At 45.9% G+C, this 23,419-nt stretch carries 36 protein-coding genes; 34 read left to right on the forward strand and 2 right to left on the reverse strand.

The features are described from left to right. Nucleotides 1–379: 379 nt before the first annotated feature. Entirely contained in the window at nt 380–535 is a 156-nt protein-coding gene (locus ACFINX_RS07695) for a hypothetical protein (protein ID WP_375668580.1), read from the forward strand. Between the two features lie 99 nt (nt 536–634). Here the strand turns inward: ACFINX_RS07695 and ACFINX_RS07700 are convergent, their stop codons facing one another. Together ACFINX_RS07700 and ACFINX_RS07705 are read right to left on the reverse strand one after the other, a co-directional pair. Further along, the gene (locus ACFINX_RS07700; RefSeq protein ID WP_375668581.1) at nt 635–1,153 is read right to left on the reverse strand and encodes a helix-turn-helix domain-containing protein; all 519 of its coding nucleotides are present in this window, start codon (nt 1,151–1,153) and stop codon (nt 635–637) included. Nucleotides 1,154–1,232: 79 nt separating this feature from the next. After that, nucleotides 1,233–1,751: a helix-turn-helix domain-containing protein gene (locus ACFINX_RS07705; protein ID WP_375668582.1), complete on the reverse strand. Its 519-nt coding sequence runs from the start codon at nt 1,749–1,751 to the stop codon at nt 1,233–1,235. A gap of 151 nt (nt 1,752–1,902) precedes the next feature. On the opposite strand from ACFINX_RS07705, the gene ACFINX_RS07710 reads away from it, so the two are divergent. The 33 genes from ACFINX_RS07710 to ACFINX_RS07870 all read left to right on the forward strand — a co-directional run. Then, on the forward strand, nt 1,903–2,208 hold the full coding sequence (locus ACFINX_RS07710) for a helix-turn-helix transcriptional regulator (protein ID WP_005864619.1): 306 nt from the start codon (nt 1,903–1,905) through the stop codon (nt 2,206–2,208). Between the two features lie 73 nt (nt 2,209–2,281). Then, entirely contained in the window at nt 2,282–2,422 is a 141-nt protein-coding gene (locus tag ACFINX_RS07715) for a hypothetical protein (RefSeq protein WP_273755279.1), read from the forward strand. Then, nucleotides 2,406–2,804 (forward strand): hypothetical protein, encoded by a 399-nt coding sequence (locus tag ACFINX_RS07720; RefSeq protein ID WP_038474380.1) that lies wholly within the window; start codon nt 2,406–2,408, stop codon nt 2,802–2,804. The genes ACFINX_RS07715 and ACFINX_RS07720 overlap by 17 nt, the downstream gene beginning before the upstream one ends. Beyond that, the gene (locus ACFINX_RS07725; RefSeq protein WP_375668583.1) at nt 2,804–3,760 is read left to right on the forward strand and encodes a ParB/RepB/Spo0J family partition protein; all 957 of its coding nucleotides are present in this window, start codon (nt 2,804–2,806) and stop codon (nt 3,758–3,760) included. The genes ACFINX_RS07720 and ACFINX_RS07725 overlap by 1 nt, the downstream gene beginning before the upstream one ends. Continuing rightward, entirely contained in the window at nt 3,757–4,215 is a 459-nt protein-coding gene (locus tag ACFINX_RS07730) for a hypothetical protein (protein WP_012232200.1), read from the forward strand. Before ACFINX_RS07725 ends, ACFINX_RS07730 begins: the two co-directional genes overlap by 4 nt. After that, on the forward strand, nt 4,212–6,194 hold the full coding sequence (locus tag ACFINX_RS07735) for a transposase domain-containing protein (RefSeq protein WP_375668584.1): 1,983 nt from the start codon (nt 4,212–4,214) through the stop codon (nt 6,192–6,194). Before ACFINX_RS07730 ends, ACFINX_RS07735 begins: the two co-directional genes overlap by 4 nt. 336 nt (nt 6,195–6,530) lie before the next feature. Next, a complete protein-coding gene (locus ACFINX_RS07740; protein WP_375613740.1) occupies nt 6,531–7,562 on the forward strand; it encodes an AAA family ATPase in 1,032 nt (343 codons plus the stop codon). Further along, a complete protein-coding gene (locus tag ACFINX_RS07745) occupies nt 7,559–7,828 on the forward strand; it encodes a hypothetical protein (protein WP_375650566.1) in 270 nt (89 codons plus the stop codon). The genes ACFINX_RS07740 and ACFINX_RS07745 overlap by 4 nt, the downstream gene beginning before the upstream one ends. Further along, nucleotides 7,825–8,076: a hypothetical protein gene (locus tag ACFINX_RS07750; RefSeq protein WP_375650570.1), complete on the forward strand. Its 252-nt coding sequence runs from the start codon at nt 7,825–7,827 to the stop codon at nt 8,074–8,076. Before ACFINX_RS07745 ends, ACFINX_RS07750 begins: the two co-directional genes overlap by 4 nt. 14 nt (nt 8,077–8,090) lie before the next feature. Continuing rightward, nucleotides 8,091–8,714: a DUF3164 family protein gene (locus ACFINX_RS07755; protein WP_375613741.1), complete on the forward strand. Its 624-nt coding sequence runs from the start codon at nt 8,091–8,093 to the stop codon at nt 8,712–8,714. 10 nt (nt 8,715–8,724) lie between these two features. Further along, entirely contained in the window at nt 8,725–9,342 is a 618-nt protein-coding gene (locus tag ACFINX_RS07760) for a regulatory protein GemA (RefSeq protein ID WP_012231822.1), read from the forward strand. A gap of 6 nt (nt 9,343–9,348) precedes the next feature. Then, on the forward strand, nt 9,349–9,756 hold the full coding sequence (locus tag ACFINX_RS07765; RefSeq protein ID WP_375629092.1) for a helix-turn-helix domain-containing protein: 408 nt from the start codon (nt 9,349–9,351) through the stop codon (nt 9,754–9,756). A gap of 87 nt (nt 9,757–9,843) precedes the next feature. Continuing rightward, nucleotides 9,844–10,425 (forward strand): glycoside hydrolase family 19 protein, encoded by a 582-nt coding sequence (locus tag ACFINX_RS07770; protein WP_375613744.1) that lies wholly within the window; start codon nt 9,844–9,846, stop codon nt 10,423–10,425. Beyond that, nucleotides 10,422–10,709, forward strand: coding sequence for a hypothetical protein (locus ACFINX_RS07775; protein ID WP_375612317.1), 288 nt, complete (start codon nt 10,422–10,424; stop codon nt 10,707–10,709). Before ACFINX_RS07770 ends, ACFINX_RS07775 begins: the two co-directional genes overlap by 4 nt. Next, entirely contained in the window at nt 10,702–11,040 is a 339-nt protein-coding gene (locus ACFINX_RS07780; RefSeq protein WP_375633719.1) for a hypothetical protein, read from the forward strand. Before ACFINX_RS07775 ends, ACFINX_RS07780 begins: the two co-directional genes overlap by 8 nt. Beyond that, complete coding sequence (locus ACFINX_RS07785) at nt 11,033–11,248, forward strand: hypothetical protein (RefSeq protein WP_375633720.1); 216 nt, start codon at nt 11,033–11,035, stop codon at nt 11,246–11,248. Before ACFINX_RS07780 ends, ACFINX_RS07785 begins: the two co-directional genes overlap by 8 nt. Beyond that, complete coding sequence (locus ACFINX_RS07790; RefSeq protein WP_375607966.1) at nt 11,245–11,559, forward strand: DUF2730 family protein; 315 nt, start codon at nt 11,245–11,247, stop codon at nt 11,557–11,559. Before ACFINX_RS07785 ends, ACFINX_RS07790 begins: the two co-directional genes overlap by 4 nt. Then, on the forward strand, nt 11,556–11,912 hold the full coding sequence (locus tag ACFINX_RS07795) for a hypothetical protein (RefSeq protein WP_375612320.1): 357 nt from the start codon (nt 11,556–11,558) through the stop codon (nt 11,910–11,912). Before ACFINX_RS07790 ends, ACFINX_RS07795 begins: the two co-directional genes overlap by 4 nt. Next, nucleotides 11,875–12,456 (forward strand): phage protein Gp27 family protein, encoded by a 582-nt coding sequence (locus ACFINX_RS07800; protein ID WP_375624034.1) that lies wholly within the window; start codon nt 11,875–11,877, stop codon nt 12,454–12,456. The genes ACFINX_RS07795 and ACFINX_RS07800 overlap by 38 nt, the downstream gene beginning before the upstream one ends. Then, complete coding sequence (locus tag ACFINX_RS07805; RefSeq protein WP_375668585.1) at nt 12,449–14,071, forward strand: hypothetical protein; 1,623 nt, start codon at nt 12,449–12,451, stop codon at nt 14,069–14,071. Before ACFINX_RS07800 ends, ACFINX_RS07805 begins: the two co-directional genes overlap by 8 nt. A 12-nt stretch (nt 14,072–14,083) precedes the next feature. Then, nucleotides 14,084–15,664, forward strand: a complete 1,581-nt coding sequence (locus ACFINX_RS07810; protein WP_375638679.1) for a DUF935 domain-containing protein — start codon at nt 14,084–14,086, stop codon at nt 15,662–15,664. After that, nucleotides 15,657–16,862, forward strand: a complete 1,206-nt coding sequence (locus tag ACFINX_RS07815; protein ID WP_375668586.1) for a phage minor head protein — start codon at nt 15,657–15,659, stop codon at nt 16,860–16,862. Before ACFINX_RS07810 ends, ACFINX_RS07815 begins: the two co-directional genes overlap by 8 nt. Nucleotides 16,863–17,275: 413 nt before the next feature. Further along, the gene (locus ACFINX_RS07820; RefSeq protein ID WP_375668587.1) at nt 17,276–18,274 is read left to right on the forward strand and encodes a phage protease; all 999 of its coding nucleotides are present in this window, start codon (nt 17,276–17,278) and stop codon (nt 18,272–18,274) included. Next, nucleotides 18,271–18,612, forward strand: a complete 342-nt coding sequence (locus tag ACFINX_RS07825; protein ID WP_375633724.1) for a hypothetical protein — start codon at nt 18,271–18,273, stop codon at nt 18,610–18,612. The genes ACFINX_RS07820 and ACFINX_RS07825 overlap by 4 nt, the downstream gene beginning before the upstream one ends. A 12-nt stretch (nt 18,613–18,624) precedes the next feature. Further along, nucleotides 18,625–19,590: a capsid protein gene (locus tag ACFINX_RS07830; protein WP_375668588.1), complete on the forward strand. Its 966-nt coding sequence runs from the start codon at nt 18,625–18,627 to the stop codon at nt 19,588–19,590. Nucleotides 19,591–19,605: 15 nt separating this feature from the next. Further along, nucleotides 19,606–20,028, forward strand: coding sequence for a gp436 family protein (locus ACFINX_RS07835; RefSeq protein ID WP_375668589.1), 423 nt, complete (start codon nt 19,606–19,608; stop codon nt 20,026–20,028). Between the two features lies 1 nt (nt 20,029). Beyond that, nucleotides 20,030–20,524 (forward strand): phage virion morphogenesis protein, encoded by a 495-nt coding sequence (locus ACFINX_RS07840; RefSeq protein WP_375668590.1) that lies wholly within the window; start codon nt 20,030–20,032, stop codon nt 20,522–20,524. Next, on the forward strand, nt 20,521–21,042 hold the full coding sequence (locus ACFINX_RS07845; protein ID WP_375668591.1) for a hypothetical protein: 522 nt from the start codon (nt 20,521–20,523) through the stop codon (nt 21,040–21,042). Before ACFINX_RS07840 ends, ACFINX_RS07845 begins: the two co-directional genes overlap by 4 nt. Continuing rightward, nucleotides 21,039–21,632, forward strand: coding sequence for a baseplate assembly protein (locus ACFINX_RS07850; RefSeq protein WP_375668592.1), 594 nt, complete (start codon nt 21,039–21,041; stop codon nt 21,630–21,632). The genes ACFINX_RS07845 and ACFINX_RS07850 overlap by 4 nt, the downstream gene beginning before the upstream one ends. 12 nt (nt 21,633–21,644) lie before the next feature. Then, nucleotides 21,645–21,845, forward strand: a complete 201-nt coding sequence (locus ACFINX_RS07855; protein WP_015856807.1) for a hypothetical protein — start codon at nt 21,645–21,647, stop codon at nt 21,843–21,845. Between the two features lie 3 nt (nt 21,846–21,848). Beyond that, a complete protein-coding gene (locus ACFINX_RS07860; protein WP_375633729.1) occupies nt 21,849–22,229 on the forward strand; it encodes a GPW/gp25 family protein in 381 nt (126 codons plus the stop codon). Beyond that, nucleotides 22,222–23,103 (forward strand): baseplate J/gp47 family protein, encoded by an 882-nt coding sequence (locus ACFINX_RS07865; RefSeq protein WP_375668593.1) that lies wholly within the window; start codon nt 22,222–22,224, stop codon nt 23,101–23,103. Before ACFINX_RS07860 ends, ACFINX_RS07865 begins: the two co-directional genes overlap by 8 nt. Further along, a partial coding sequence (locus tag ACFINX_RS07870; protein ID WP_375668594.1) for a phage tail protein occupies nt 23,103–23,419 on the forward strand: 317 nt, incomplete at its 3' end. The genes ACFINX_RS07865 and ACFINX_RS07870, both read left to right, overlap by 1 nt.

Consider the following 23,419-nt stretch of genomic DNA (forward strand, 5'->3'; position numbering starts at 1 on the left):
CAAATTGCGATTTTGAGCAGAAAAGAAAAAGAGGCTTTAAATGATCTTTGAAAGGTCTTTGAAGACCCTTTGAGAACCCCTTAAAAACTCTTTGAAAAAAAATAAATTGGTACAAAACCTAGTGGCAAATTATACAAAACCTGCTGGCAAGTGTAGTTTGACACTAGGTTTTGTACTAAGTGGGAAAAGGTGGGATTAGGTAGGAATACGTGATAATTTGTTGTTTTTATGTATAAAATTTAGCATTAAAAGCGCGTTTTGTCAAAATAGATTTTGACACCTAAAATTGTAAAAAAGAGCGAAAAAGAGTGAAAATTAGAAAAAAGTGCGTTTTCATGGTAAAAATGAAAGAAGGCTTTGAAAGGTCTGTGAAAACCCTGTGAAAAATTTTGAAACGTCTGTGAAAGCCCAGAAAACCGCCTTTGAAGACCCTGTGAAAAAAATCAATCCAAAAGTTCAATTGACTCCAAAATCAGCCAAAAATAACCAAAAAAGCAAAAAAGATTTTCACCTATTGATGATTATCTATTTTTAGAGGCAATATATACTTATTAATCAAATAGTTATATTATTTTTTTAATGTAAAAAGATTTTCATATCGATTTTTCATATTAAAGAGGCATTAAGCTGTATCTTATTTAGTTTCTGGATGTGCATTTTCAGCTTCTATTTGACGCTTTAAATGCAATTTTAGAAGAGGTAAAATAAGCTCGATTTCTTCCGTGTCGTTGATGTCTTGAACAAGCTCTTGCAACTTTATACAAAGTTCCGCCGCGCGTTCCGCTATATCTTCAGGAGGGATCTTTATATTTGCATCGCGATAGGTTGTATAAGCTATGCGACCAAGCTTTTTCATGAGACCAGCAGGGATGGTAGGTGCTTTAAAACCAGCTGCTTTCGCTTTTGCCATGTTACTAAACATTTCACCTTCACCCGTAACGAGCCAATCTAAGGATATTCCACAGCGATCTTTATATATTCGCATTATAGATACAGGGGGTTCTTGTAAACCCGTTTCATAATTGCGCATAGTCGTTTCGGGAATTTCAAAATGTCTAGCAAATTGCTTACGCTCTGTGAAACCAAGGGTGTGTCGTATTTCACGCAATCGTTTTGCTAGTTCTGTTTTAGGTTCTAGTTCGGGGCGTGCCAAAAATGCTCCTTATTTATATTTAGGTTAGCTTAAATTACAGGATTTTAAAAAGAGATTCCCCATTCATCTTAGAGAGGCATTAAGCCGTATTTTGTGTAGTTTCTAGATGTACTCTTTCAGCTTCTATTTGACGCTTTAAATGCAATTTTAGAAGAGGTAAAATAAGCTCGACTTCTTCCGTGTCGTTGATGTCTTGAACAAGCTCTTGCAGTTTTTTATAAAGTTCCGCCGCGAGTTCCGCTATATCTTCAGGGGGGAGTTTTATTTTAGCATCGCGATAGGTTGTATAAGCTATGCGACCAAGCTTTTTCATGAGTCCATCAGGGATAGTAGGCGCTAAATCTATAACTTTCGTTACTTCCATAAACATTTCGCCTTCACCTGTAATTAGCCAAGTTAAGTTGACATTTAATTGCTGTGATAAAGCAGTCAAAAATTCCACATTGGGAAAAGTGGTCCCTCTTTCAGCATGGTCATAAATTGCTTTTTTAATACCTAAACGGGTAGCTATCTGATCTCGATTAAGCTCTAAGCTTTCTCGTATCAAACGTAACCGCTTTGCCTGTTCTGTTTTGGGTTCAATTTCTTTTTTTGCCACAAATTACATAATAATGCAAATATTGCGTTGACTTAATGCATTTTTTGCATTATACCTCTAATTACCGCCCGATATTGAGGGCAGATATTTTACAATTAACCCCACAAAAAACGGATGGTTTGAGCATCCGTTTGAAGCAGGAGCGAAAGTTATGACAACCACCCAAACATGCATTCAAGTATGGGATCGCCATAGTATTTTAGCCGAGCTACGCCGCCGTAATATGACCTTGGCGGAGCTCGCGAAAGCTTATCAACTATCGTCATCCAGTGTTCAACACATTTGGACACGGTCTAACGAGAAAGCCGAACGCGCTATTGCCGATTTTATCGGTTTGCCCGTCGAGCAGGTTTTTAGCGACCGCTACCCCAAAAGTCGCCGTCGCATTTTTAAAGCAGCAAAACATGCCAATACAGATTCGCGTGCGCATTCTGCTTTGCGCGGGAATGCTGCTTGAACTTCGTTACACGGCTTTGCGCTTTTGCGCATTTGCCATGAATTTAAATACCATAAGATAAAAAGGTTTATCAATGTCTAAAGATCAGTACGAAATAGGCAAGATAAATTGCATAGAGTTGCATCATAGAACAGCCGTTTGCATGGGTTGGTTCTGGCGATTAGATGGTGGTCATATTGTTTTTATAGGGGGTGGTTATGGTTGCTGCTTGTAATTTATGGACCCCAGATGTCAGAAACGATATCGTTAATCCTTATTCAGAAGTTGAACGTTTACAGGTGATGCTTTCCTGTTCTTTAAAAGCCGTGAGTAGTGGATTTAAGCATCTGCCAATCCGGTATATTATTGACCCCCCGCATGGCTTATTTGATGCGGCGTTAGCACGACAGATTGTTATTCATATTTTGCATTATCAGTTTGAGGTGCCACGGCGGCGTATTGTTGCGATACAGGCACGTCAGCGGACTTCTATTTCTCTATCTATGCAAGTGATTAACCGGCGTTTGGAAGAACCCGTTTTTGCGAAAGCTTATCGAAGATGGGCGGGGCGTGCGATGGATTTATTCTTTAAAGAGATCAGAAAGGCGGCAGCGTGATGGCACAGTTTCAAAAGCTTGCTCTTGATGTGATTGTGGTGCCGGAGCGTATACGCCCTGTGGATGATGAGCATGCCAAGGCACTTGCACAATCGATGGCGCGGGAGGGATTGATGAATCCGATTACGGTGCGCCATACCCCCAATGCTAAGGAAGGTAATTACACACTTATAGCTGGTGCGCATCGGCTTCGTGCTGCTGAGCTTTTGGGCTATAGTGACATTGATGCGGTTGTGGTGCAGGCTGATAAGGACAATGCCGCGCTTTTAGAGGTTGCTGAAAACCTCTTTCGCAATGAATTGTCAGTGATTGATCGTGCGCTTTTTGTCCAGACTTACCGCGAATTGTGGGAAAAGAAGTATGGGGAGATTAAGATTGGTCGGAATAAAAAATCAAAGGTGCAACTTGCACCTTTGATCGACGGTGATGGGCATTTAGAGCAATTGGGTCAAGTTGACCCTATTGCTCAACCGAGCAATAGTGCAAACATTGCACAATTGCATGATGAAAAAAAATTCGGTCAAGTTGACCGAATTTCTCATACCGATGAAGATAGTGGCAAAGAGATCGCTTTCTGCTTTGCTAAACATGTGGCAGATCGCATTGGTTTATCTGAAGAGTCAGTGAGACGACTTAATCGTATTTCCAAGTATTTACAGCCAGAATTACGCTCTGTTTTGCGGGGGACGGCATTGGCGGATAATCAAGCGCAATTGTTGAAGCTTGCCAAGATGGAGCCGGTTGCGCAACGGCGGGTGGCGATTGCTTTGCAACAGGTTGATGGAGATTTACGGCGGGCTGTTGATTTGGTCAATGGGGTTAATACGCCACCGCAAATTAATGAACAAGAGCGGGTTTTTGCTCAGTTATTGGGTGTGTGGCAGAGAGCGGATGCACAGACACGGGCGCGGTTTTGCGCTTATCTTGCAAGAGAACGGGGGGAGGTGCTGTCATGAAGAGGCATGGTTGCGGGCAGCTTGATTTTTTCCAAAAGCCGGTTTTTCCTTGTCGTGAACCCGTTGCGCAGATTGATTTAGGGCGGTTTCGCTCGCGCATTAAGCGAGCGATGGCGCGGGCTTTGAGAGAATGCCGGCATGAGCGCAGTGTGATTGCAGAGCGTATGGCGCATTATTTAGGGATTGGGTGTTTAAGTAAGGCGAGTTTGGATGCTTATGTGGCAGAAAGTAAGCAGGTGGATATTTCCCTGCCGCGTTTTAAGGCATTTGTGCGGGCGACAGAGGCATTTTGGCTCTGGGATGAGGTGGTGAGTGAAGATGGATTGTTGCTGTTGCAAGGGGATGAGGCACGTTTAGCAGAGATTGCGCGGTTGCAGCAGGAACAGCGGGAGATTGCAGCGCAATTGAAAGCCATGCGCGCAACGCCGGTTCGCATTAAAAGGGGGCAGCCATGAAGGAATGGTTTAGTATTGCCGAATTGGCTGAGGCAGCTTTGCCAGGGTTGCCGAAAACAAAGATCGGTCTCAACAATCTTGCGCTTAAGAAATGGCGTTTGAATACACAATTGTTTCGCCAAACATTAGGCAAAACCAAGCCGGTTTGGGAGTATCACATTTCTTTATTGCCGGAGGGGGCGCGGGCGGCGTTGTTGGTGCGGGCAGGTGGGGTTTGTGTAGAAGAAAAGACAGAGAAAAGCGATCAAAAGACAAGTATTTGGGTGCGTTATGAGGGGCTTTCAAAGGCGCATAAAAGGCGCTGTGAAGAGCGTTTGAAGGCACTTTGCTTTTGGGAAGATTTGCTCCATGCCGGTATGGGTGTGCATGATGCGGCAAGTTTGAGTGCGGTGCAATTTGGTGTGAGCCGGATGTCGCTTTTTAATTGGCGGCAGATGGTGGAGGGGTATGAGCGCCCTGATTGGTTGGCAGCTTTAGCGCCTTGTTATGGTGAGGAGAATGTTTCGCAATTTGCGCCGTGTCATGAGGGGGCGTGGGAGGTTTTTTGTTCGGATTATTTGCGCCCCTCTAAACCTGCTTTTTCAGCATGTTATCGGCGGATGGTTTCGGTTGCGCAGGAGCGGGGTTTTGAGCCCATTCCTTCAGAGCGGGCTTTGCGGCGTCGTTTTAAGGCGCAAATTTCCAAAGCGGTTGTGGTTTTAGCACGTGAGGGAGAAGAAAAGGCAAAAAAGCTTTATCCAGCCCAACGGCGTGATCGCTCAAGCCTGCATGCACTGCAAGCTGTGAATATGGACGGGCATAAGCTGGATGTTTTTGTGAATGTTCCTTGGACAGAAAAGCCTGTGCGGCTTTATCTGATTGCGATACAAGATCTTTATTCGGGCAAGATTTTATCGTGGCGCTTATCGGATGCTGAGACTTGGGAAATCGTTCGTTTGGTGATTGGGGACATGGTGGAAGCTTATGGCATACCAGAGCGCATGACCTTGGATAATGGGCGTGCCTTTACCAGCAAGTGGATTTCTGGAGGTGTGCAAAACCGCTTTCGTTTTAAGATTAAGCCGGATGATCCGCAAGGGCTTTTGACGAGTTTGGGGGTGCAATTGCAATGGACCACCCCTTATAGCGGACAGTCTAAACCGATTGAGCGGGCATGGCGTGATCTGGCAGAAGCGATTTCCAAACATCCCTTTTGTGCGGGGGCTTATACGGGCAATAAACCGGATGCCAAGCCTGAAGATTATGGCAAGCGCGCGATAGGATTTGAAGCGTTTAAAGCCCATGTTGGGGCGCAAATTGTGGCACACAATGCGCAAGCAGGGCGTAAGGCGGTTAATTGTGCGGGGCGCAGTTTTGATGAGACCTTTACTGAGAGCTTGCAAGCCGAGGGGACGATTATTCGGCAAGCAACGGCGGCACAACGGGCTTTATGGCTTTTAACCTCTGAGGCGGTGCGTGCGCAAAAGGGTACGGGGGAGATTCATTTTTATGGCAATCGTTATTGGGCGCGGGCGTTGAATGAGCATGCGGGGAAAAAAGTGATTGTACGCTTTGATCCGGATAATTTGCATCAAGATTTACGGGTTTATGATTTGAACAATCGGTTGCTTTGTCTGGCACCATGCCTTTGTGATGTAGGTTTTTATGACCAGCAGGCGGCGCGCTTGAATGGGCGTTTGCGTAAAGAATATGTGAAGGCTGTTAAAGCAGAAAAACAGTTGGCAGCAAAGCTTGCACCTGATCACTTGGCCGATGTTTATGGGCGCCTTGAGAAAAAGGATGAAGCGTTCAAATCGAAGCTTCCGATAAAGCCAAAGGTGAGCCGCTTGATGCCAAACAATGTGGGGAATTTAGCTTTGAAAGCAGACGATGATGAGGTTTTGGGGGAGGAAGAATTCAGTCAACACTTGCATAAAGCTTTGAGAAAGCTTTCCGCCTCTGATGAGGGGCGTGAGGTGATCAAGTTTCCTAAACGATAGGAAAGGAAAGAGGGGGGATTTGTAAGAATTCTCAAAAGGAAGCTGGTTTTGTATCGCGTACCAGGTTGAAGCGTTAACAAAGAAAGGGGGGAGGAATCTTAATCCTTTAAAAGTCTAATCAATACATGAAGTTTCTAGGTATCTTTGCCTGATCGGGTGAGATGCGTGGAGTTAGCAAGTTCCCCGATGTGTGAGAAAGAGAGGGGATTTGCAAGGTTAGCCGTTTTAGTATCGCGTACGGCTTTTAAATGTTCATTCTAAAGACAAAAGATAAGGGGCGGGTGGGAGCCCTTCCCCTTATCAATAGTCTAAAATCAATACGAGAGGGGAATATACATGAAAAACGCGATAAATGCAACGGTCGATAAAAATCCTTGGGCGCGACCTAAAATCCAGCCCAATGGAACAGCACAAAACCGCAACAGTGATGACATTGCTTTATGGAATGAGCTTGTGGATGCAGTGAGAGCTTTGGGGCAAATGAATGATTGGTCGAAAGCAGAGGTGGCGCGGCGCATAGGCATGCCGGATGGGACGTTTTCGCAATGGTATGCGGGCAGTTATGCGGGACAGTTGGGGAAGCAAAATGCAAAGGTTCAACAATGGGTTGAGGTTTTAAAGGAAACGGCGGGGTTTTTGGAGAAGATCCCTGAAAAACCAGCCTTTCAGAGGAATCGAATTGCCAGTGAGATTATTGATACTTTAACACTGGCACAAAGTACGGGGGATATGGTGATGATTACGCTTGATGCGGGCAGTGGTAAGACCGAAACCTGCCGTCATTATCGCTCTACCCGCCCGCATGTTTATCTGGTAACAGCCAGCCCGCATACGCGCAGTGTTCACGGTATTTTGAATGATATGGCAGCAGAATTGGAAGTGGTGGAATATAATCCCACCCGCTTAACGCGTGCGATTGGCAAAAAGTTAGAGCGCGTGGGCAGTGGTACGTTGTTGATTGTTGATGAGGCGCAAAATTTAACGGATGAAGCGATTAATCAGTTGCGCCACTTTGTTGATATCAATGGTACGGGGTTGGCTTTGGTTGGCAATGATGAAATCTCTGGACGGTTGGTTCATCGTCAAAATGGTCCCTCTTATGCGCAAATTAAAAGCCGATTGGCGATGCATCTGAAACGGCGCAAGCCCTATAGTGAGGATATTGCAGCGCGCATTCATGATTGGGGGATTGAAGATGTTGGTGCGATAAAGTTTTTGACAGGGATAGGCTTAAAGGCTGGAGCTTTGCGGCAAATTGACAAAACCATGATGTTGGCACGCATGGCAGCGCTTGGAGATGGGTGTGAGGTGACTTTGAAACATGTCAAAGCGGCATGGAAAAACCGTGACGTGGAGGAATTGGCATGATCTCTTTATGCGACAAAGAATTATCCGATACGCTTGTTGGTCTTTATGATGATTATCAATGCGGTTTTGATATTGGAGAACAGCTTAAATTGTGTGTTGATTTGGCGTTATTGCTTGAATTGGAGTTGAGTGTTCACCGTTTGGGGGAAGCGGATGCGGTTTTGGAAGGCCAAGTTTCAGAAGTTTTGGCTGAGTGTGACAGCTCTGATCGAGATGAAGATAAGAGCAATCGTGTGATTTATATGGATTTTGGAGGAAGCAAATGATGGAACGTAACCCTTATATGGTAAGAGATAGCTTGATTGCTTTGCGCTCTGCCTTTTTACAGTATGAGGTGAATGGCATTTTTATGCATGGACAAGATGTTCGAGAATTGAATGAGTATTTGCGTCGTTTGGCAGGCTATAACCACGTTTTAAGTCATGAGCTTATGCGGTGTCGTTGGCAATTGAAAGCGGGATGTGCGCCTTCTTCAGGGGATGTTGTGCCATTTCGTCGTTTTCAAAAAACATAAGGAGGAAGTTGGTGATGAATCCACAAATTGAACTTGAAGGTACGCGTTATATGAAGGATGCAAAAGGGGCTTTGGTGCCGGTAAGTTTGATCCGCCCTGCGGATTTGTTAGAGGATGAAACGGTGCGCAAAATTATGGGTTTTGCGAAAGAATTATCGGCAAGGATTGCACGTTTTAACAACCATACGATTGCGGATTTGAGTGATTTTGATAGCTTGCTTGCGCAAGAATATGGTGTGGAGCGGCGTGGCAAAAAGGGCAATTGTACTTACACAAGCTTTGATGGTTTGCAACGTATTAAGGTGCAAGTTCAGGAAAGTGTTGATTTTGGACCGCAATTGCAAATTGCCAAAAGCCTTCTTGATGAGTGTTTGAATGAATGGTCTGCGGATGCACGCCCTGAAATCCGTGCGATTATTACGCGTGCTTTTAATACGGATAAAGAAGGCAAGGTGAATCGGGGCGAGATCTTTATGCTGTTGCGTTTGGATATTGATGATCCACGCTGGAAAGAGGCGATGCGTGCCATTCGTGAAGCGATCCGTGTGACGACATCTAAGGAATATGTGCGTTTTTATGAACGCGATACATTAGAAAGCGCTTGGCGTGCTGTGACCATTGATCTGGCGAAGACATGAGGGGGGAGAGATGTCTTTAGCTGTCCTTCATATGGGAAAACGCGCGTTAGGTCTTGATGATGAGACCTATCGCGCACTGCTCTATCGCTTGACAGGCAAGCAATCGGCGAAAGATTTGAATTTTTCAGAAAAGCACTTGGTTATCGCTGAAATGAAAGCGTTTGGTTTTAAGCCGAATGGGAAGCGTTTAGAGGGGAAATATGCTAAGAAGCTCCAGGCGCTCTGGATTGCTGGGTGGAATCTTGGCATTATTCGTGATCGTTCAGATAAGGCGTTGCTTGCCTTTGTGAAAAGACAGACAGGGATTGATCATATTCGTTTTTTACGCGATAGCGATGATGCATGCAGAGCCATTGAGGCGTTGAAAGGTTGGTTGCAGCGGGAGGGTGGGGTTGACTGGAGAGGAAAAAACCGCGAAGATTCATGGAGGAAGAAACCAAGCATTTCCATTTTGTGTGCCCAATGGAAGTGTTTGAATCCCGATGCTATGTTTGAGCTTGGGGCTTTTCATCAAAGTGTTATGGCGTTAAGTGGTAAAGCTTTGGGTGAGATGAGTGGGGGCGACTTTAGAGAAGTTATGAATGTTTGGGGGCGGAAAATCCGTAAAGGTGTTAAAAGCGAGGGGTAAGCATGTATGCAAGAGGAAATCTATAGCGATTTTCCTGCCTTATTGCGTGAAATAGCTGATGTTGCGGGCAGTGAAGCAGCATGGAATATGATGCGGGCTTTTGGTGGACGAGAAGTTTATATACCCGGGCGTCTTGAGAGTGCGGATTGGTTGATTGAAATTGTTGGGTTTGAAGAGGCGCAGCAATTGATCAACCATTTTTGTTTTAATGGTTCGGGAGTGCGCCTTCTTATCCCCCTTGGCAGAGATGCTGAACGGCGGCAAAAAATGGTGCAAGCGTTGCAAAAAGGCTGGTCGGTGGATGCTGCCGCTGCTGTTTCTGGTATGCATGTGCGCACAGCCTATCGCTTGAAGAAGAAAATTTCTTTGCAAGAACCACAAGGTTCGTTATTTTCAGAGTTTTATGAGTATTGAGAGTTTTGACTGACAGTGTCAGGCTTATATTGGGGGGTTGAAATCCGATAAACTGCGAATGAATTTTTATTCATTGAGTGGTTTGTTATGGTTTCAATAGATGCTTCTTTTCTTCATCGCCTTGCGCCTAAATTGGCGCATCATGCGCGCCAAGATTTTATTATTGTTGAAATGGCACGCGTGTTGCCTAAAGCTTTATCTTATGGGGCACTCACAACACCGTTGCGTATTGCACATTTTTTAAGCCAATGTGCCCATGAGAGTGATGGCTTTTTTACTGTTTGTGAATATGCCTCAGGGCGCGCTTATGAGGGGCGGCGTGATTTAGGCAATGTCAACCCTGGGGATGGGGTGCACTTTAAGGGGCGTGGTTTGATCCAGTTGACGGGGCGCAATAATTATCGTCGTTTTACGAAGTTTTGGCGCCTAGTCGATGAACAAGCGGTTGATTGTGAGGCATTTCCGCAAGAGCTGGAAAAGTTTCCAGCAGCGCTTTGGTCTGCTGTTTGGTTTTGGCAAATGAAAGGCTTGAATAGGCTGGCTGATCAAGATGATTATCTAGGGATTACCAAGGCGATCAATGGGGGAAGAAATGGACTTGTGCAACGTTTGATTTATTTGAACCGCGCCAAAAAGCTTTTGGGACTTGGAGGCGAGGTAAAGGCATGAAGCCCTCTTATCGTGGTTCTAGGCTCTATTTATGGTGGTCTTTTTGGTTTGCTTGGGGGGTTATTTTTTTGCTTGTTTCTGGTGGTTTGTGGGGGGCTCCGCATATTGTTGATATGGCGAGCATTTCTATTCCTTCGATGGTGGCGATTATTGTTGGCAATCTGGGGGTGCATCGTGGCTTTGGCTCGTTGGATTTTTCTAATAGGAAACATTCCCATAAGCGGCATAGCAGCTCCTATGATGGGGTGGAGATAACGAGGTGGGGAGATAAAAGCAATGTTTAGCCCACTTTCAAAACTGTCTTTTGGTCTGCTTTTTTTGGTCAGTGTGATGTTGGCGGCTTTTGGCTTTATGAAAGCGCAAATTTTAAAGGCGGAAAAGGCGCGTGATTTGTATTGGCAGTTGGAGATTGCCAAGGCTTCAGCACGTGCACTGCTTGTACAAGAGCGACAAAGACAAGCAGCGTTGGAAGCTGAGCATCAAGCGCAAGGGGTGATTTCGGCTTTGGAACAAAAGCTTACAAAAATGGAGGAAGTCAATGGGAAGTTGCCGGTTACTGGCGGTGGCATTGGGCTTGAGCGTGTGCGCTTGCTCAACACACAAGCCGGTGGGTAGCCTTTCTTATCATTTTTTATCGGTTGAATTGCCGCCTGTTGTTCGCATGGCGTGTGCCCGCCCAGCTTTATTGCCAGAGCGTGCTTTGAATGCGCGCGAAGTGGTGCATTATTGGAGCCGTGATCGTGCTGCTTTATTGATTTGTGAACAGCGTAGAAAAGCTGCGGAGCGGGCGATTTTAGGCAAAAGAGAGGGGACTTTTAAGTGAATTTGGATATCAGTGTTGCCAATGGCTGGTTGTCTTTATTGTTATCGGTTATTGCGATTTGTGGGGTTTTGAGAGCCTATTTTTCTTCCGGTGCGCGGGAAATGCTGAAAGATATCACGGCGCTTAAAGAGCGTGTGCAAAAGTTAGAAACAGAGATGGACTTTTTGCCTGATCGTGATGCGCTGCAAAGATTGGAAGTGAATATGGAGAAATTGAATGGTCGTCTCAACACGCTTTCTGCACAATTACAACCGGTGGCAGCCATTGGTGAGCGCTTGCAAGAGTTTTTGTTGGAGAATGCCAAGAAATGAAAGCAGATATGGATAAAATCATCCGTGAAGAAGCGCGGTTGATTATTTTAAAAGGGCTTGCTTGTGAGCGCAGTGAAACTTTATCGAGTGCGATGATTGAGCGGCTTTTATACAGTTATGGCATCAGACGCGATCGCGATTTTGTGCATAATGAACTGGCATGGATGGAAGATCAAGGTGCTGTTACTTTAAAATGTGTGGGTTCGGTTTTTCTTGCGGCATTAACAGAACGGGGAGCGCGTCATTTAGACCGAAGCTTTTCCATTGAGGGGATTAAGCGGCCTAAACGTTCATCAATAAAAGACGAGGTGAAGGATGCGCAAGGTCGGGCGTGGACGTTTAACGGCGATTGATTTATTGCCGCAAGCTTGTGATCAAATTATTGCTGCTGCTGCTGAGGCTTTAAATGGGCGTGAGAAGACGCAAAAAGCCATTTATGATGAATTTAAAGCAGCTTTGAAGGCTTTAAAAAAAGAAATGGGTTTAAGCTTTTCTATACCCTCCTTTTCCAGTTTTAATCGGTATTCTTTGCGGCTAGCCGTGATGTCACGGCGCCTAGAACAGACAAGAGAAATTGCAGCAAGCCTCTCGCAGCGCTTTGATGCTAAAGCTTCTGATAATATCACTCTTTTGACGGCGGCAGCGATTAAGGAGTTGATTTTTTCCACGTTGAGCAGTGGGAAAAACCTTTCGCCAAAGGCAGCACAAGAATTGGCCAATGCGCTTAAAGGCGTGTTGGCGGCTGAACATTTGTCGACCACGAGGCGGCAAAAGTTGGAAAAAGATTTTACCAGCAAAGCAAGCAAAGCGGTTGACGCAGCAGCAGCAGCGGCGGGGCTCTCAGAAGAAACAGCGCGAGCTATTCGTGCGCAGGTGTTGGGGGTAAAACATGGCTGAACAGCCCTTTTCAAAAAGTCATGTCTTTGATCATCAAAGTGGTTTTGATATTTGGCGGAAAAGTACTTTTCCCAAAGAGAGTGATCCCTTAGCGGAAGGCGTTTTGATGGCGCATCAACGGGCATGGATTGAAGATAAGTCCCCATTAAAACTGGTGGAAAAGGGGCGGCGGACCGGCATTACTTTTGCAGAAGCTTTGGATGATACACTGATTGCAGCGGCGGCACGTGAAGCGAGGGGCGATAATGTTTTTTATATTGGTGACACCAAAGACAAGGGGCGGGAATTTATTGGCTATGTGAGCCATTTTGCTTCGGCAATTACGAGCCATAGTGGGGATGTTGAGGAATTTTTATTCTCTGATCAAAGGGCGGATGGTTCAACGAAATATATCTCTGCTTATCGGGTGCGTTTTGCTTCGGGGTTTCGGGTTGAGGCGCTTTCTAGCCGCCCTGAAAATATTCGCGGACTACAGGGCATTGTGGTGATTGACGAGGCGGCGTTTCATCAAGATGTGCGCGCTGTTTTGGATGCTGTCAATGCTTTGCTCATTTGGGGAGGCAAGATCCGTGTGATCTCCACCCATAATGGTGTGCTCAATCCTTTCAATGAATTGATCCGTGAAGCACGAGCAGGCAAAGTGCCTTTTTCGGTGCATTGTTACCCCTTTGGTGTTGCTGTTAAAAATGGCTTGTTTAAACGGGTTTGTGCCATGAAGGGGGAGGTGTGGAGTTTAGCATCTGAGCAACAATGGGAAGAGCAAATTCGTGCCTCTTATGGGGTGCGTTTGGCTGCTATGCGCCAAGAATTAGATGCCATACCAGCCGATCAAGAAGGGGCGGCTTTAACACGTTTGCAGATTGAAAATTGTTGTGCTCCGGGTATTGCGGTGTTGCGTTTTGCTTGTGTGGATGATTTTAAAAATCAATCGGAACATCAACGAAGTGTTGCTGCTTTTGCTTGGTGTGAGAAGCATATAAAACCTCTTCATGCTGGGCTTGACCGGCGGCGCCAACATGTTTTTGGTGTTGATTTTGCGCGGAGTGGCGATGCGACATCGATTGTGGTGATGGAGGTGGGACAAGATTTGGTGCGCCGTGTACGGTTTATGGTGGAATTGCGCAATACGCCGTTTGATCAACAAAGAGAGATTTTATTTTATGGGGTGAATGGTTTGCCGCGTTTGATGGGCGGCGCGTTAGATGCGCGGGGCAATGGGGCTTATTTAGCCGAAAAAGCGGCGCAGCGTTATGGGGCTTGTGTGAAGGAAGTGCCCTTGTCACAAAGTTGGTATGGCAAGGAAATGCCGGCTTATTTAGAAGCTTTTGGGGATGGGACGATTGTTTTGCCGCGCGATAGTGACATTGTTGCCGATCATCAAGCGCTTGCTTATGTCAATGGCATTGTGAAAATTCCAGACAATCATCGTTTTAAAGGCAGTGATGGTTTTATGCGTCATGGTGATAGCGCGATTGCTTGCGCTTTGGCTTATTTTGCCAGCCGCCAAACTCCTGAAATTTATGATTATACACCTGTGAGAGAGGCTTATCGTTTTGATGAAAGCTCGCTCTTTTCAACGCCTTTTTTTTCAACAATGCGATCAAAAATTTATTGATGGGATGATGAGATGGTAAAACTTGTAGATCAGTGGGGCAGGGCGCTTAATATCAAAGGGCTAGAGCATGAGGTGGCGGCGCCTACCATTGGCGGTGTTCGTGATGTGTGGTCACAAACCATTGTCAGTGGTCTGACCCCTGCGCAACTTGCTGATATTTTACAACAGGCAGCAGAGGGTCATCCAGAGCAGTTTTTCCAACTTGCCGATGATATGGAAGAGCGTGATTTGCATTATCGTGCTGTGCTTGGCATGCGTAAAAATGCTCTCACAGGGGTGGAGCCTGGAGTGATTGCCGCAAGCAATAGTGCACAGGACAAAAAGATAGCAGATGCGGTGCGGGAAGTGATTAGTGCGCCTACCTTTGTTGATGATTATGTGACGGATTTATTGGATGCTTTGGGGAAAGGTTATGCGGTTGTAGAAACCTTGTGGGACAAGAGTGCCAAGGAATGGTGGCCGGTTGCTTGGAAATGGCGTGACCAGCGGTTTTTTCAATTGGATCGGCGGGATGGTTTTCATTTGCGTTTAAAAGAAGAGGGGTCTTTTAATGGAAGTGAATTGCCTGCTTATAAATTTTCTATTCACAGACCCAAGTTAAAAAGCGGTTTGCCTATTCGTTCTGGGCTTGCGCGGCTTGCAGCTTGGGCTTTTTTGTTTAAATCTTATACCTTAAAAGATTGGATGGCATTTTTAGAAGTTTATGGCATGCCTTTGCGTGTGGGTAAATATGGGGCAAGCTCTTCTCATGAGGAGCGACGGGTTCTCATTCAAGCAGTGCGTGATTTATCCAGTGATGCGGCAGCGATTATTCCCAAAGAGATGGAGATTGAATTTATTGAAGCGGCAGGGGGCAGTGGCAATGCGGTGTTTGCTTCTAAGGCGGAATATTTAGATCGACAAATTTCTAAAGGTGTGTTGGGGCAAACCATGACGACGGATGATGGTTCGTCCTTTTCGCAAGCGCGCATTCATGAAAATGTGCGCCATGATATTGCCAGAGCTGATGCACGCCAATTAGCTTTAACGGCTAATCGTGATTTGATTGTGCCTTTTGTTGAGATTAATTTTGGACGCCAAGAGCGCGCCCCCCTTGTCTATTGGCCGATTTCGGAAAATGAAGATATTAAAGCGATTAGTGATGCACTGGAAAAACTTGTGCCCTTGGGTTTGCGTGTTGGGGCGCAAGAAGTGCGCAATAAGATTGGTTTTTCGCAACCAAAAAAGGAAGAGGATGTTTTAAAGGCTCCTGATAATGCGCTTGATGATGAGAGGGGAGAAAAGGCTCATGTTTGTGCTGATTGTGGAGGTGTTTTTGATGTTTCTGTGACAAGAGAGGACAAGGGTGCAAAAGAGCAGGGTGGAAAACATCACGACGAATTGGACCGACTTTCACAAGAAGCTTTAAGCGACTGGGAAGAGGACTTAGAACCCCTTTTAGAGCCTTTTAAAAAGCTTGTGAGAGAAGCAAAAAGTTATGAGGATATCCTTAAAGGCTTAGATGAATTGCTAGGTGAGATGGATCATCACGCATTAGCAGCGCGCTTGGCAAAAGTACAAATGATTGCACGTGGGCTTGGGTATCATGGATGAGGAACTTTTTAAAACCGCCCCTAAAGAGGTCACCCGTTATTTTGAAGCCAAGGCACTTGTTCCAAGCTTTGATTGGCGTGATATAGCACCAGAAGAACATGCTTTTTCCTTTACGGTGGCAAAATCGCTAGGCTATGATATTTTGGAGGATTTTAAGCGAGCGGTTGGAGAAGCCATAAAGCATCAAGTTCCTTTTCAAGATTTTCAAAAAAATTTGATGCCGATTTTACAGGAAAAGGGTTGGTGGGGTAAAAAGACCAGCATTGACCCCAAAACTGGTGAAAAGAGCGTGGTGCAATTGGGCAGCCCACGGCGTTTAGAAACGGTCTATTGGGCCAATACCATGAGTGCGCATGCAGCAGGCGAGTGGGAGCGCACACAAAATAATAAAGAATTTTTGCCCTATCTCACCTATGCTTTGTCGAGTTCAGAACATAAGCGTTTAGAACATGAAAGTTGGGTGGGGTTTACCGCACCCGTTGATGATCCGGTTTGGGATTGGCTTTATCCACCCAATGGCTGGCGGTGTAAATGTAGTGTGCGACAGGTAAGCCGTTATGAAGCAGAAGATTTAGGCTATGAAGAGGGGGCAGAGCCACTTCATGTTGAAAAGCAGGTTTGGCACAATAAGCGAACGGGGAAAATTGAGAAGATACCAAAGGGGATTGATCCTGGTTGGCATTTGAACCCTGGGAAACATCGCGCGCAAAACTTAAGCAATTTTTTGAGTGATAAAGTCTCTGTGATGGGGGACAATGACAAACGCATTGCCATTGAAGATATTGTGGGTTCACCACTTTTGGAAGCCATGTTTGAAGGACGTATGCCTCGCGGGTTTATACCCATTGCACCGATACCACAAAAGGTGCGTGATGTTTTTGCAGCGGAAAATTCTCTTATTCGCTTATCCGCAGACAGTGTGAAACATATTTTGTTAGAGCATCAAGCGCGTGATCTTCGCTTGGATGATTTTCGGGGCGCCATTCAAACACTCATTCGCCCCCATGGTGTTATTAGACGAAAAGATGCACAGAGTGTTGTGTTTTTGGGTGAAAATGGTGGGGCATGGTGGCGCTTTGCAGTCAAATGGGTAGCAAGCAAACAAGAGTGGTGGCTTATCTCGATGCATAAAAAGAGCTTTCGCGAAATTCAACGTTTGTTAAACGCCGCTGAAAAGAAGGATGAACGGTTGTTGTAAAGAGAACACCGAAAAAGATCTGCTGGCTTTTGTGAAAAGAGAAGGCGTGGAGGGCGGTCAACTCCTCGCAGATCCGGCAAAGCCGCCCTGGCATAACTGGCTCACGCCTCGCAGGTAATCTAACAGTTTCAACGTTCAAAAGCAATCTTTAAAAAACGGCTTGAGAGAGGCTTTTTTTTATAAGGCGATAAATTGTACCTCTCACTTCACAACGGCGCTCTATCGCCTTTGAAGTGCCTTTGAAAACGATTTTATGGGATGGTTTGGCACGGGGGTTTCTCTCACAAGGAGAATAATAGGGAAAAGAGTGCTTTTTTGAGAAATGCTCTTTTGACTGACAGTGTCAGACTTATAGTGGGAGTAAGTTTCATGCATTGTATTGCCAATGACAATTGTAAAGCAATAGGCAATGTATGGAACAGGAATTTCACGAAGATCAAAAAGATGGGGATGCAGAAACATTTCATGCTGCGTTAATAGATCTTTGCCAAGACGCTACCGTTAGCCAAGCGCCTGAATGGGTAGAGCTTTTGCCCAAAGCGCCCCATGTGAAGGCACGTGATGGACGACAATGGCATTATAACCCGCAAACTATTTTAAAAGCCTTTGCAGCCAATAAAGGACCGCTTGTGATTGATTATGAGCATGGGCAACATCACCGTGCGAGAAATGGTCTAGAAGCACCTGCAAGTGGCTGGATTGAAGAATTAGCAGAGCGGGATGGTGCGATTTGGGGGCGTGTTAAATGGACCGATATGGCCGCTAAAAAGATTGTTTCCCAAGAATATCGCTATCTTTCGCCTGAGTTTCGCCATTCCAAGAAAGGTGAAATTTTAAATTTAGCCGGTGCTGGTTTGGTGAACCGTCCAGCCCTTGTCATGACGGCTTTAAGCCGTGAACAGCCTTCCCCTATAACTTTGACGGAGAAAATGATGGATTTGACAGCCATTGCCAGTGCACTATCACTGGCAGAAGATGCTAAAGCGGATGAGATTTTAGCAACGCTTAAAGCGCGCGAAAAAGAACGCGCGGAACTTTGTGCTCAATTGACAAAGGTGCAAGAAGATTTAGCGCTTTTGCAAGAAGAGCAAAAAAATAAGGCTATTGAGAGCCTTTTAGACAAGGCCATTGAAGAGGGCAAGATTTTGCCGGCTGCCCGCGAGGAATATCGTGCACTCTGTAGCTTTGAAGGGGGTGTGGAACATTTTAAAAGTTTGGTCGAGAAGTTGCCGGCGCTTGCCGCTAGGAGTCCTTTGGAGACCTCTTGTCTCAAGCAAGAACCAAAGCTTGCGCCAGAAGAGGTTGCTGTTGCGGCACGCCATTATCAGGAAGAGCAGAAGAAAAAAGGTTTCGACATCACCATTAGCCAAGCAGTTGATTATATTTGCGAACAAAAGGAGCGCCAATCATGAGTACGATGATTTTAATTAAATCTTTTCGCGCCATAGATGTGATTTCACCTTATTGCATTGTTGCAGCGCGCGGTGATGGAATGGTGGCAACGGCTTCTGGTAAGGGTGATAAATTATTAGGGACTGCTGGGTCATTGAGTGCCAAGGCTGGTGAGATGATTGATGTTGGCCAATGTGGTTGGGGCGAAGTGGTTTGTGGAGGCAATGTTTCCTTTGGTGATTTTTTGACCTCTGACCCCAAAGGACACGCCATTAAAGCGGAAGCCGCAGATCGCACCATTGGTATTGCCATGAGTGATGGTTCTGCTGGTGATGTTATTTCTTTTAAAATTAATTAATCGAGGCATATGATGAACAGACCTTTTCCCATTGATCCAACACTCACCGCTATTGCTATTGGTTATCGCAATCCAGCAGGTTCTCTTATTGGCGATAGAGTTTTGCCACGCGTTTGTGTTTTAAGTGAGGTGTTTAAATATAGTGAATTTCCTTTAGCAGAAAATTTTACCGTGCCTGAACTTGAGGTTGGGCGAAAAGGGCGCCCGAATGTGGTGGAATTTTCTGCCTTTGAACGGGAAGCCAGTGTCAAAGATTACGGACTTGATGATCTCATCCCCAATTCAGATATTGAAGCAGCGGCACGCGCACGGGCAGAAAAGCGCTCTCGTTATAACCCCGAAAAGACAGCTGTAGAGGGACTTGCCAATTTGCTAGAATTGGGGCGTGAAGTGCGTGTGGCAGCTCTTGTGCAAAGAAGTGAAAATTACGCACCAGAGCGGGTGATTACGCTTAAGGGTGAAAATAAATTTAGCGATTATGAGAAATCTGATCCTTATGCTGTTTTAGATGAGGCGATGGATAAAAGTCTCGTCTATACGCCCAACACCATTGTGATGGGCAAAGTTGTTTGGTCAAAACTCAAACGTCATCCCAAAATCATTAAAGCCGTTAAAGGGGGTGGCACTGCTGATGGTTTTGTCACCAAGGCGCAATTTGCTGATCTGATGGAAATACACCCCGATCGTTTACTCATTGGTGAATCGCAAGTGAATTTGGCACGTAAAGGGCGTTCGGCACAATTGGCACGCGTGTGGGGCAATAAGATTGCACTGCTTTATATTGACCCTACCAAACAACAGGCAGATGGTTCGGTGATCAGTTGGGGCTTTAGCGCCCAGTTGGGCGAACGTTTGTCTGGAGTGATCCAAGATCCAGATATCGGCTTATCAGGCGGCAAACGGGTGCGTGTGGGGGAACGTGTGTGTGAATTGGTTGCCGCAAAAGATGCCGGTGTTTTGTTGCAAGAAGTTGTCTAAGGGAAACTTTTAAACATGGCTTATGCAAGCAAAAGATTGATTGAAGAGCTCTGGGGTGATGACTTCTTGGATGATTTGTGTGGGATGGATGAGAATTCTGATCCAGTTTTTTCAGAGCAAGCCATTGCCCGCGCGCTCGAACAGGCAAGTGGTGAGATTGATGTGCATTTGTCTCATCGCTACTCAATCCCCATTGCTGGACAGCCAGCGGCTCTGGGTATGATCTGTGTCAATATTGCTGTTTATAATTTAGCCATACGCCATACGGCACTGACCACGACTATTGAAGATCGTTACAAACAGGCGGTTGAACTCTTGAAACGCATTGCGGAAGGCAAAGCGGGTTTAGGCATAGATGAACCTAAAATTATGAGCGAAGATGGACCGGTTCGTGATGGGGCTTTTTTTCATGCCAAGCCGCGTTTGATGGGAAGGTAACATGTCTGTTGCAACCCATATTGAGATTAAAGAGACAGGGCTTGAAGCGGCTTTATCCTTTTTGCAAAAGGGCGCTGATAGCTCGATGGGGACTTTGGCACAAGGGGTTGGGCGTCTCATCCAAGAAAGCACAAGGCGGCGGATTCAAAGCGAAAAAAATTCTGCTCAAGGAGAGAAGTGGAAAAACAATCATGCTCGCACCTCCATTCTTTATGCCAGTGGGGCGCTTTCACGCTCCATTGATATGAAAGCTTTACCAGAACAGGTGATTGTGGGCTCTGGGTTGGTTTATGCGCGGATTCATCAATTGGGTGGGGTTATTCGCCCGAAAAATGGCAAGACACTGCGCTTTTTTCTTAAAAGCGGCAATGCACACCGCTTTGTTTGTGTGCATCAAGTGACCATGCCCGCACGCCCTTATTTGGGGCTTTCAGAGCACAATAAAGTGGAAATTGTCAAAGCGACAGAAGACTGGCTGGAAAGGGTCTTTGCATGAGTCAAACGATTAAAAATGCTGGGCGCATTAATCAGTTTCGTGAAGCGGTGATAAGGAGCCTTAAAGGCGCTTTGCCGGATGTGCGTGATTGCGGCTGTCAATTTGGACGTTTTAACTTAGAAGAACTTGAAACACAAATGCTGGTGGCTCCAGCAATACGGGTTGCGGTGTTAGAAAGCCGTTTGAATCCTGTAGCAAGTGGACAGATGAGTGCTGATCTTCATTTAGGGGCTTTTATTATTACCACAGGTAAAGAGCGTGATGTTTCCAGTTGGCTTTTAGCAGAAGCCATTGCGGTGCTTTGTCATAGCGGGCAATTGTGGGGACTAACGCATTTGAGTGCCCCGCGTGAGGTGCAAATTGAACCGATTATCTCTGCGGCGATTAAGCAGCGTGGTGTATCGATAAGCGTGGTGGAATGGCACCAAGATTTGCATCAGTTGGGACAGGATATTTTTTGTGATGAAGGACAACTCAAAAGTGGTTTGATTTCATGTGATGATGAGGTGTTGCCATGAATGATGCGCATTTGTTGAGTGATACCTTTCGACAAATCATGAAGCGTCTTGATGCGCTTGAACGCTGTCTTGCCAACCAGCACATGATTGGGCGGGTTGTGCAAGTTGATGGCCATAGGGTGCGGGTGAAACTTTCCGAACAGGGTTCCAATGGACAAGCGGTTTTATCGCCTTGGCTACAAGCGCAAGAAGCTTCTGGTGCTCTCTCAAGCAATATGCCCCTCCATGTTGGTGATCCGGTGCGGTTGTTAAACCCCCATGGCGAAATTGGTTCTGCTTCTCTGGTGGTGCGCGATAGCTATAGTGAGGATGCGCCTAATCCCGCACGCTCGCCGCGAGAGCTTGCTCTGTGTTATGCCGGTGGCGCTTTGCGAATGACAAAAGATGAACTTATTCTCTCCCATGGGGAAAACCAAATCCATTTGAGTGAAAAAGGTTTGGTGCTTTCTCATCAATCAACCCGTGTTGAATTAACGGGCAGTGTGCATATTCAAGCAGAAGATTTGCAGCACAATCAAAAATCTGTTGGCGCAAGCCACAAACACGGTGGGGTCAAAATGGGTCCTTCCACAACCTCTTCCCCTCTTTAAAGGAGTTTTATCATGCGTGAGAACACTTATGTTATTTTAACCAATGCCGATTTTGTTGCAGGCAAGCGTTCACCGGGCAAGGGTGAGGAAATTTGTTTAAGTGAGGAAGCGGCTAAATATCCGTTGCTGCTTGGTCAGATCGCTGAAAAACCAGCACCTGTTGTTTCTGCGCCCCCAACTGTTTCTACCACAAAGACAAGCAAAGGTGCTTAAAGCATGCGGTGCGGGATGAGCGAAAAGGATGGCTCTCTTTTATATGGCTTTGCGCATTGTCAACAGTCACTTCGTAAATGTCTGACGACAAGAATTGGGACACGGGTTTTGCGTCGTCATTATGGATGTGATGTTGGAGCATTCCAAGATGCCAATGCTGATCCTGCGACGATGATGCAGCTTTATCAAGCAATTGTTGAAGCACTCGATGATCCAGAGTGTGGAGAGCCTGGGTTCTCGTTGCAGAGGATTGATCTGACAAAAGCAACGCGTGAAGGCACATTCCATTTTGTTTTAACGGGTGTTTTTTATCCCAATGGGCATTTGGGGGATTGGTCACACAAAGAGCCAATGAGCATCAATTTAGAGGTTGGTGATGACTGAGTTTGAACCTTTATCCTTTTCACAGATTCCCCCTCCACAACTCCCTCTGCCACAAATTATTGAAGAGCTTTCTGTTGAAGCAATTTTAGAGCAAAAGATCACGCGTTTGACTGAGCTTTTTGCAGCGCATCATATTCCTTATAATGTGGAAAAGACGGCTTATGATCCGGTTGTCATTCAATTGCAAGCGGCGGCTTATGAAGAGTTGCTATTGCGCCAGCGAATTAATGAAGTGGCGCGGGATAATTTACTCACATTTGCGCGTGGAACAAGTTTAGATCATTTGGGGGATTTTCATGGGGTCACGCGCCTTTTGGATGAAGATGATGAGCGGTTTCGCCGCCGCATTCGCTTGAATAGACAAGGACATTCCACAGGGGGCACAGCGCCACGTTATCAATATTTTGCCCTCTCAAGCGATATCCATGTCAAAGATGCTTTTGTTTATCGTGAGGGTAAAAGTCCGCTTATTCATGTTGCGCTTTTTAGTGACGCTCCTTCAGGGGTGGCTGATGAGGCTTTAATTGCAAAGGTGCAAGCAGCCCTTGATGCCCCCCATGTTAAAATGACCAATGACCACATCCTTGTGAAAAGCGCGGTACAGCGGATGATCAATGTTTCTGCTGATTTTTGGTTGTTACCGGATGAAGGCTCCTTTGTTTTGGAAAGAGCGGAGCAGAATTTAAGAGCAGAATGGGCGCGTGCATGGAGGCTTGGGCGTGATTTGTCTTTAAGTTGGATACTAAGCCGCTTGATGGTTGAGGGCGTTCACCATGTGAACATAACGCAACCTTGTGAGGATATTTTGGTCGCACCGGATGAAGCCGTCGCACTAGGGGATATTGTCTTGTCTGAACGGGGGCGTGCTTATTGATGCTTTCCTCACTTTTGCCCCCAAATTCGAGCTTGTTTGAACGTTGTTTTGCAGAAGCAATGGCTCTTGACCCTCACGTTAAAATGGCACTCGAAGAAATACCTCGCGCGAAATTTATCACGCGTCCGCCTTCTTGGTTGCCCTTTTTAATAGACGAATATGGCTTACAAGAATTAAACCCTTATTTCTCTAACCTTTATGATTTAATTGATCAGGGTCTTGCATGGCAAAATATTCGCGGCTCCCTTGCGGCAATAGAGATGGGGCTTGAATGGCTAGGGATTTCGGCACGCTTTCAACCCGCCTGGACGGGGCG

It is taken from the genome of Bartonella sp. AP36NXGY (assembly GCF_042195865.1).
Lineage (GTDB): Bacteria > Pseudomonadota > Alphaproteobacteria > Rhizobiales > Rhizobiaceae > Bartonella.

Bases quoted from the DNA above. Each gene is read 5' to 3' on its own strand.
- ACFINX_RS07710 (WP_005864619.1), top strand. From the start codon at position 1,903: ATGACAACCACCCAAACATGCATTCAAGTATGGGATCGCCATAGTATT.
- ACFINX_RS07810 (WP_375638679.1), top strand. From the start codon at position 14,084: ATGGTAAAACTTGTAGATCAGTGGGGCAGGGCGCTTAATATCAAAGGG.
- ACFINX_RS07840 (WP_375668590.1), top strand. From the start codon at position 20,030: ATGTCTGTTGCAACCCATATTGAGATTAAAGAGACAGGGCTTGAAGCG.
- ACFINX_RS07730 (WP_012232200.1), top strand. From the start codon at position 3,757: ATGAAGAGGCATGGTTGCGGGCAGCTTGATTTTTTCCAAAAGCCGGTT.
- ACFINX_RS07820 (WP_375668587.1), top strand. From the start codon at position 17,276: ATGGAACAGGAATTTCACGAAGATCAAAAAGATGGGGATGCAGAAACA.
- ACFINX_RS07835 (WP_375668589.1), top strand. From the start codon at position 19,606: ATGGCTTATGCAAGCAAAAGATTGATTGAAGAGCTCTGGGGTGATGAC.
- ACFINX_RS07745 (WP_375650566.1), top strand. From the start codon at position 7,559: ATGATCTCTTTATGCGACAAAGAATTATCCGATACGCTTGTTGGTCTT.
- ACFINX_RS07830 (WP_375668588.1), top strand. From the start codon at position 18,625: ATGAACAGACCTTTTCCCATTGATCCAACACTCACCGCTATTGCTATT.
- ACFINX_RS07800 (WP_375624034.1), top strand. From the start codon at position 11,875: ATGCGCAAGGTCGGGCGTGGACGTTTAACGGCGATTGATTTATTGCCG.
- ACFINX_RS07720 (WP_038474380.1), top strand. From the start codon at position 2,406: ATGGTTGCTGCTTGTAATTTATGGACCCCAGATGTCAGAAACGATATC.
- ACFINX_RS07770 (WP_375613744.1), top strand. From the start codon at position 9,844: ATGGTTTCAATAGATGCTTCTTTTCTTCATCGCCTTGCGCCTAAATTG.
- ACFINX_RS07855 (WP_015856807.1), top strand. From the start codon at position 21,645: ATGCGTGAGAACACTTATGTTATTTTAACCAATGCCGATTTTGTTGCA.
- ACFINX_RS07715 (WP_273755279.1), top strand. From the start codon at position 2,282: ATGTCTAAAGATCAGTACGAAATAGGCAAGATAAATTGCATAGAGTTG.
- ACFINX_RS07755 (WP_375613741.1), top strand. From the start codon at position 8,091: ATGAATCCACAAATTGAACTTGAAGGTACGCGTTATATGAAGGATGCA.
- ACFINX_RS07725 (WP_375668583.1), top strand. From the start codon at position 2,804: ATGGCACAGTTTCAAAAGCTTGCTCTTGATGTGATTGTGGTGCCGGAG.
- ACFINX_RS07805 (WP_375668585.1), top strand. From the start codon at position 12,449: ATGGCTGAACAGCCCTTTTCAAAAAGTCATGTCTTTGATCATCAAAGT.
- ACFINX_RS07845 (WP_375668591.1), top strand. From the start codon at position 20,521: ATGAGTCAAACGATTAAAAATGCTGGGCGCATTAATCAGTTTCGTGAA.
- ACFINX_RS07765 (WP_375629092.1), top strand. From the start codon at position 9,349: ATGCAAGAGGAAATCTATAGCGATTTTCCTGCCTTATTGCGTGAAATA.
- ACFINX_RS07795 (WP_375612320.1), top strand. From the start codon at position 11,556: ATGAAAGCAGATATGGATAAAATCATCCGTGAAGAAGCGCGGTTGATT.
- ACFINX_RS07865 (WP_375668593.1), top strand. From the start codon at position 22,222: ATGACTGAGTTTGAACCTTTATCCTTTTCACAGATTCCCCCTCCACAA.
- ACFINX_RS07815 (WP_375668586.1), top strand. From the start codon at position 15,657: ATGGATGAGGAACTTTTTAAAACCGCCCCTAAAGAGGTCACCCGTTAT.
- ACFINX_RS07750 (WP_375650570.1), top strand. From the start codon at position 7,825: ATGATGGAACGTAACCCTTATATGGTAAGAGATAGCTTGATTGCTTTG.
- ACFINX_RS07775 (WP_375612317.1), top strand. From the start codon at position 10,422: ATGAAGCCCTCTTATCGTGGTTCTAGGCTCTATTTATGGTGGTCTTTT.
- ACFINX_RS07860 (WP_375633729.1), top strand. From the start codon at position 21,849: ATGCGGTGCGGGATGAGCGAAAAGGATGGCTCTCTTTTATATGGCTTT.
- ACFINX_RS07735 (WP_375668584.1), top strand. From the start codon at position 4,212: ATGAAGGAATGGTTTAGTATTGCCGAATTGGCTGAGGCAGCTTTGCCA.
- ACFINX_RS07825 (WP_375633724.1), top strand. From the start codon at position 18,271: ATGAGTACGATGATTTTAATTAAATCTTTTCGCGCCATAGATGTGATT.
- ACFINX_RS07850 (WP_375668592.1), top strand. From the start codon at position 21,039: ATGAATGATGCGCATTTGTTGAGTGATACCTTTCGACAAATCATGAAG.
- ACFINX_RS07760 (WP_012231822.1), top strand. From the start codon at position 8,725: ATGTCTTTAGCTGTCCTTCATATGGGAAAACGCGCGTTAGGTCTTGAT.
- ACFINX_RS07740 (WP_375613740.1), top strand. From the start codon at position 6,531: ATGAAAAACGCGATAAATGCAACGGTCGATAAAAATCCTTGGGCGCGA.
- ACFINX_RS07780 (WP_375633719.1), top strand. From the start codon at position 10,702: ATGTTTAGCCCACTTTCAAAACTGTCTTTTGGTCTGCTTTTTTTGGTC.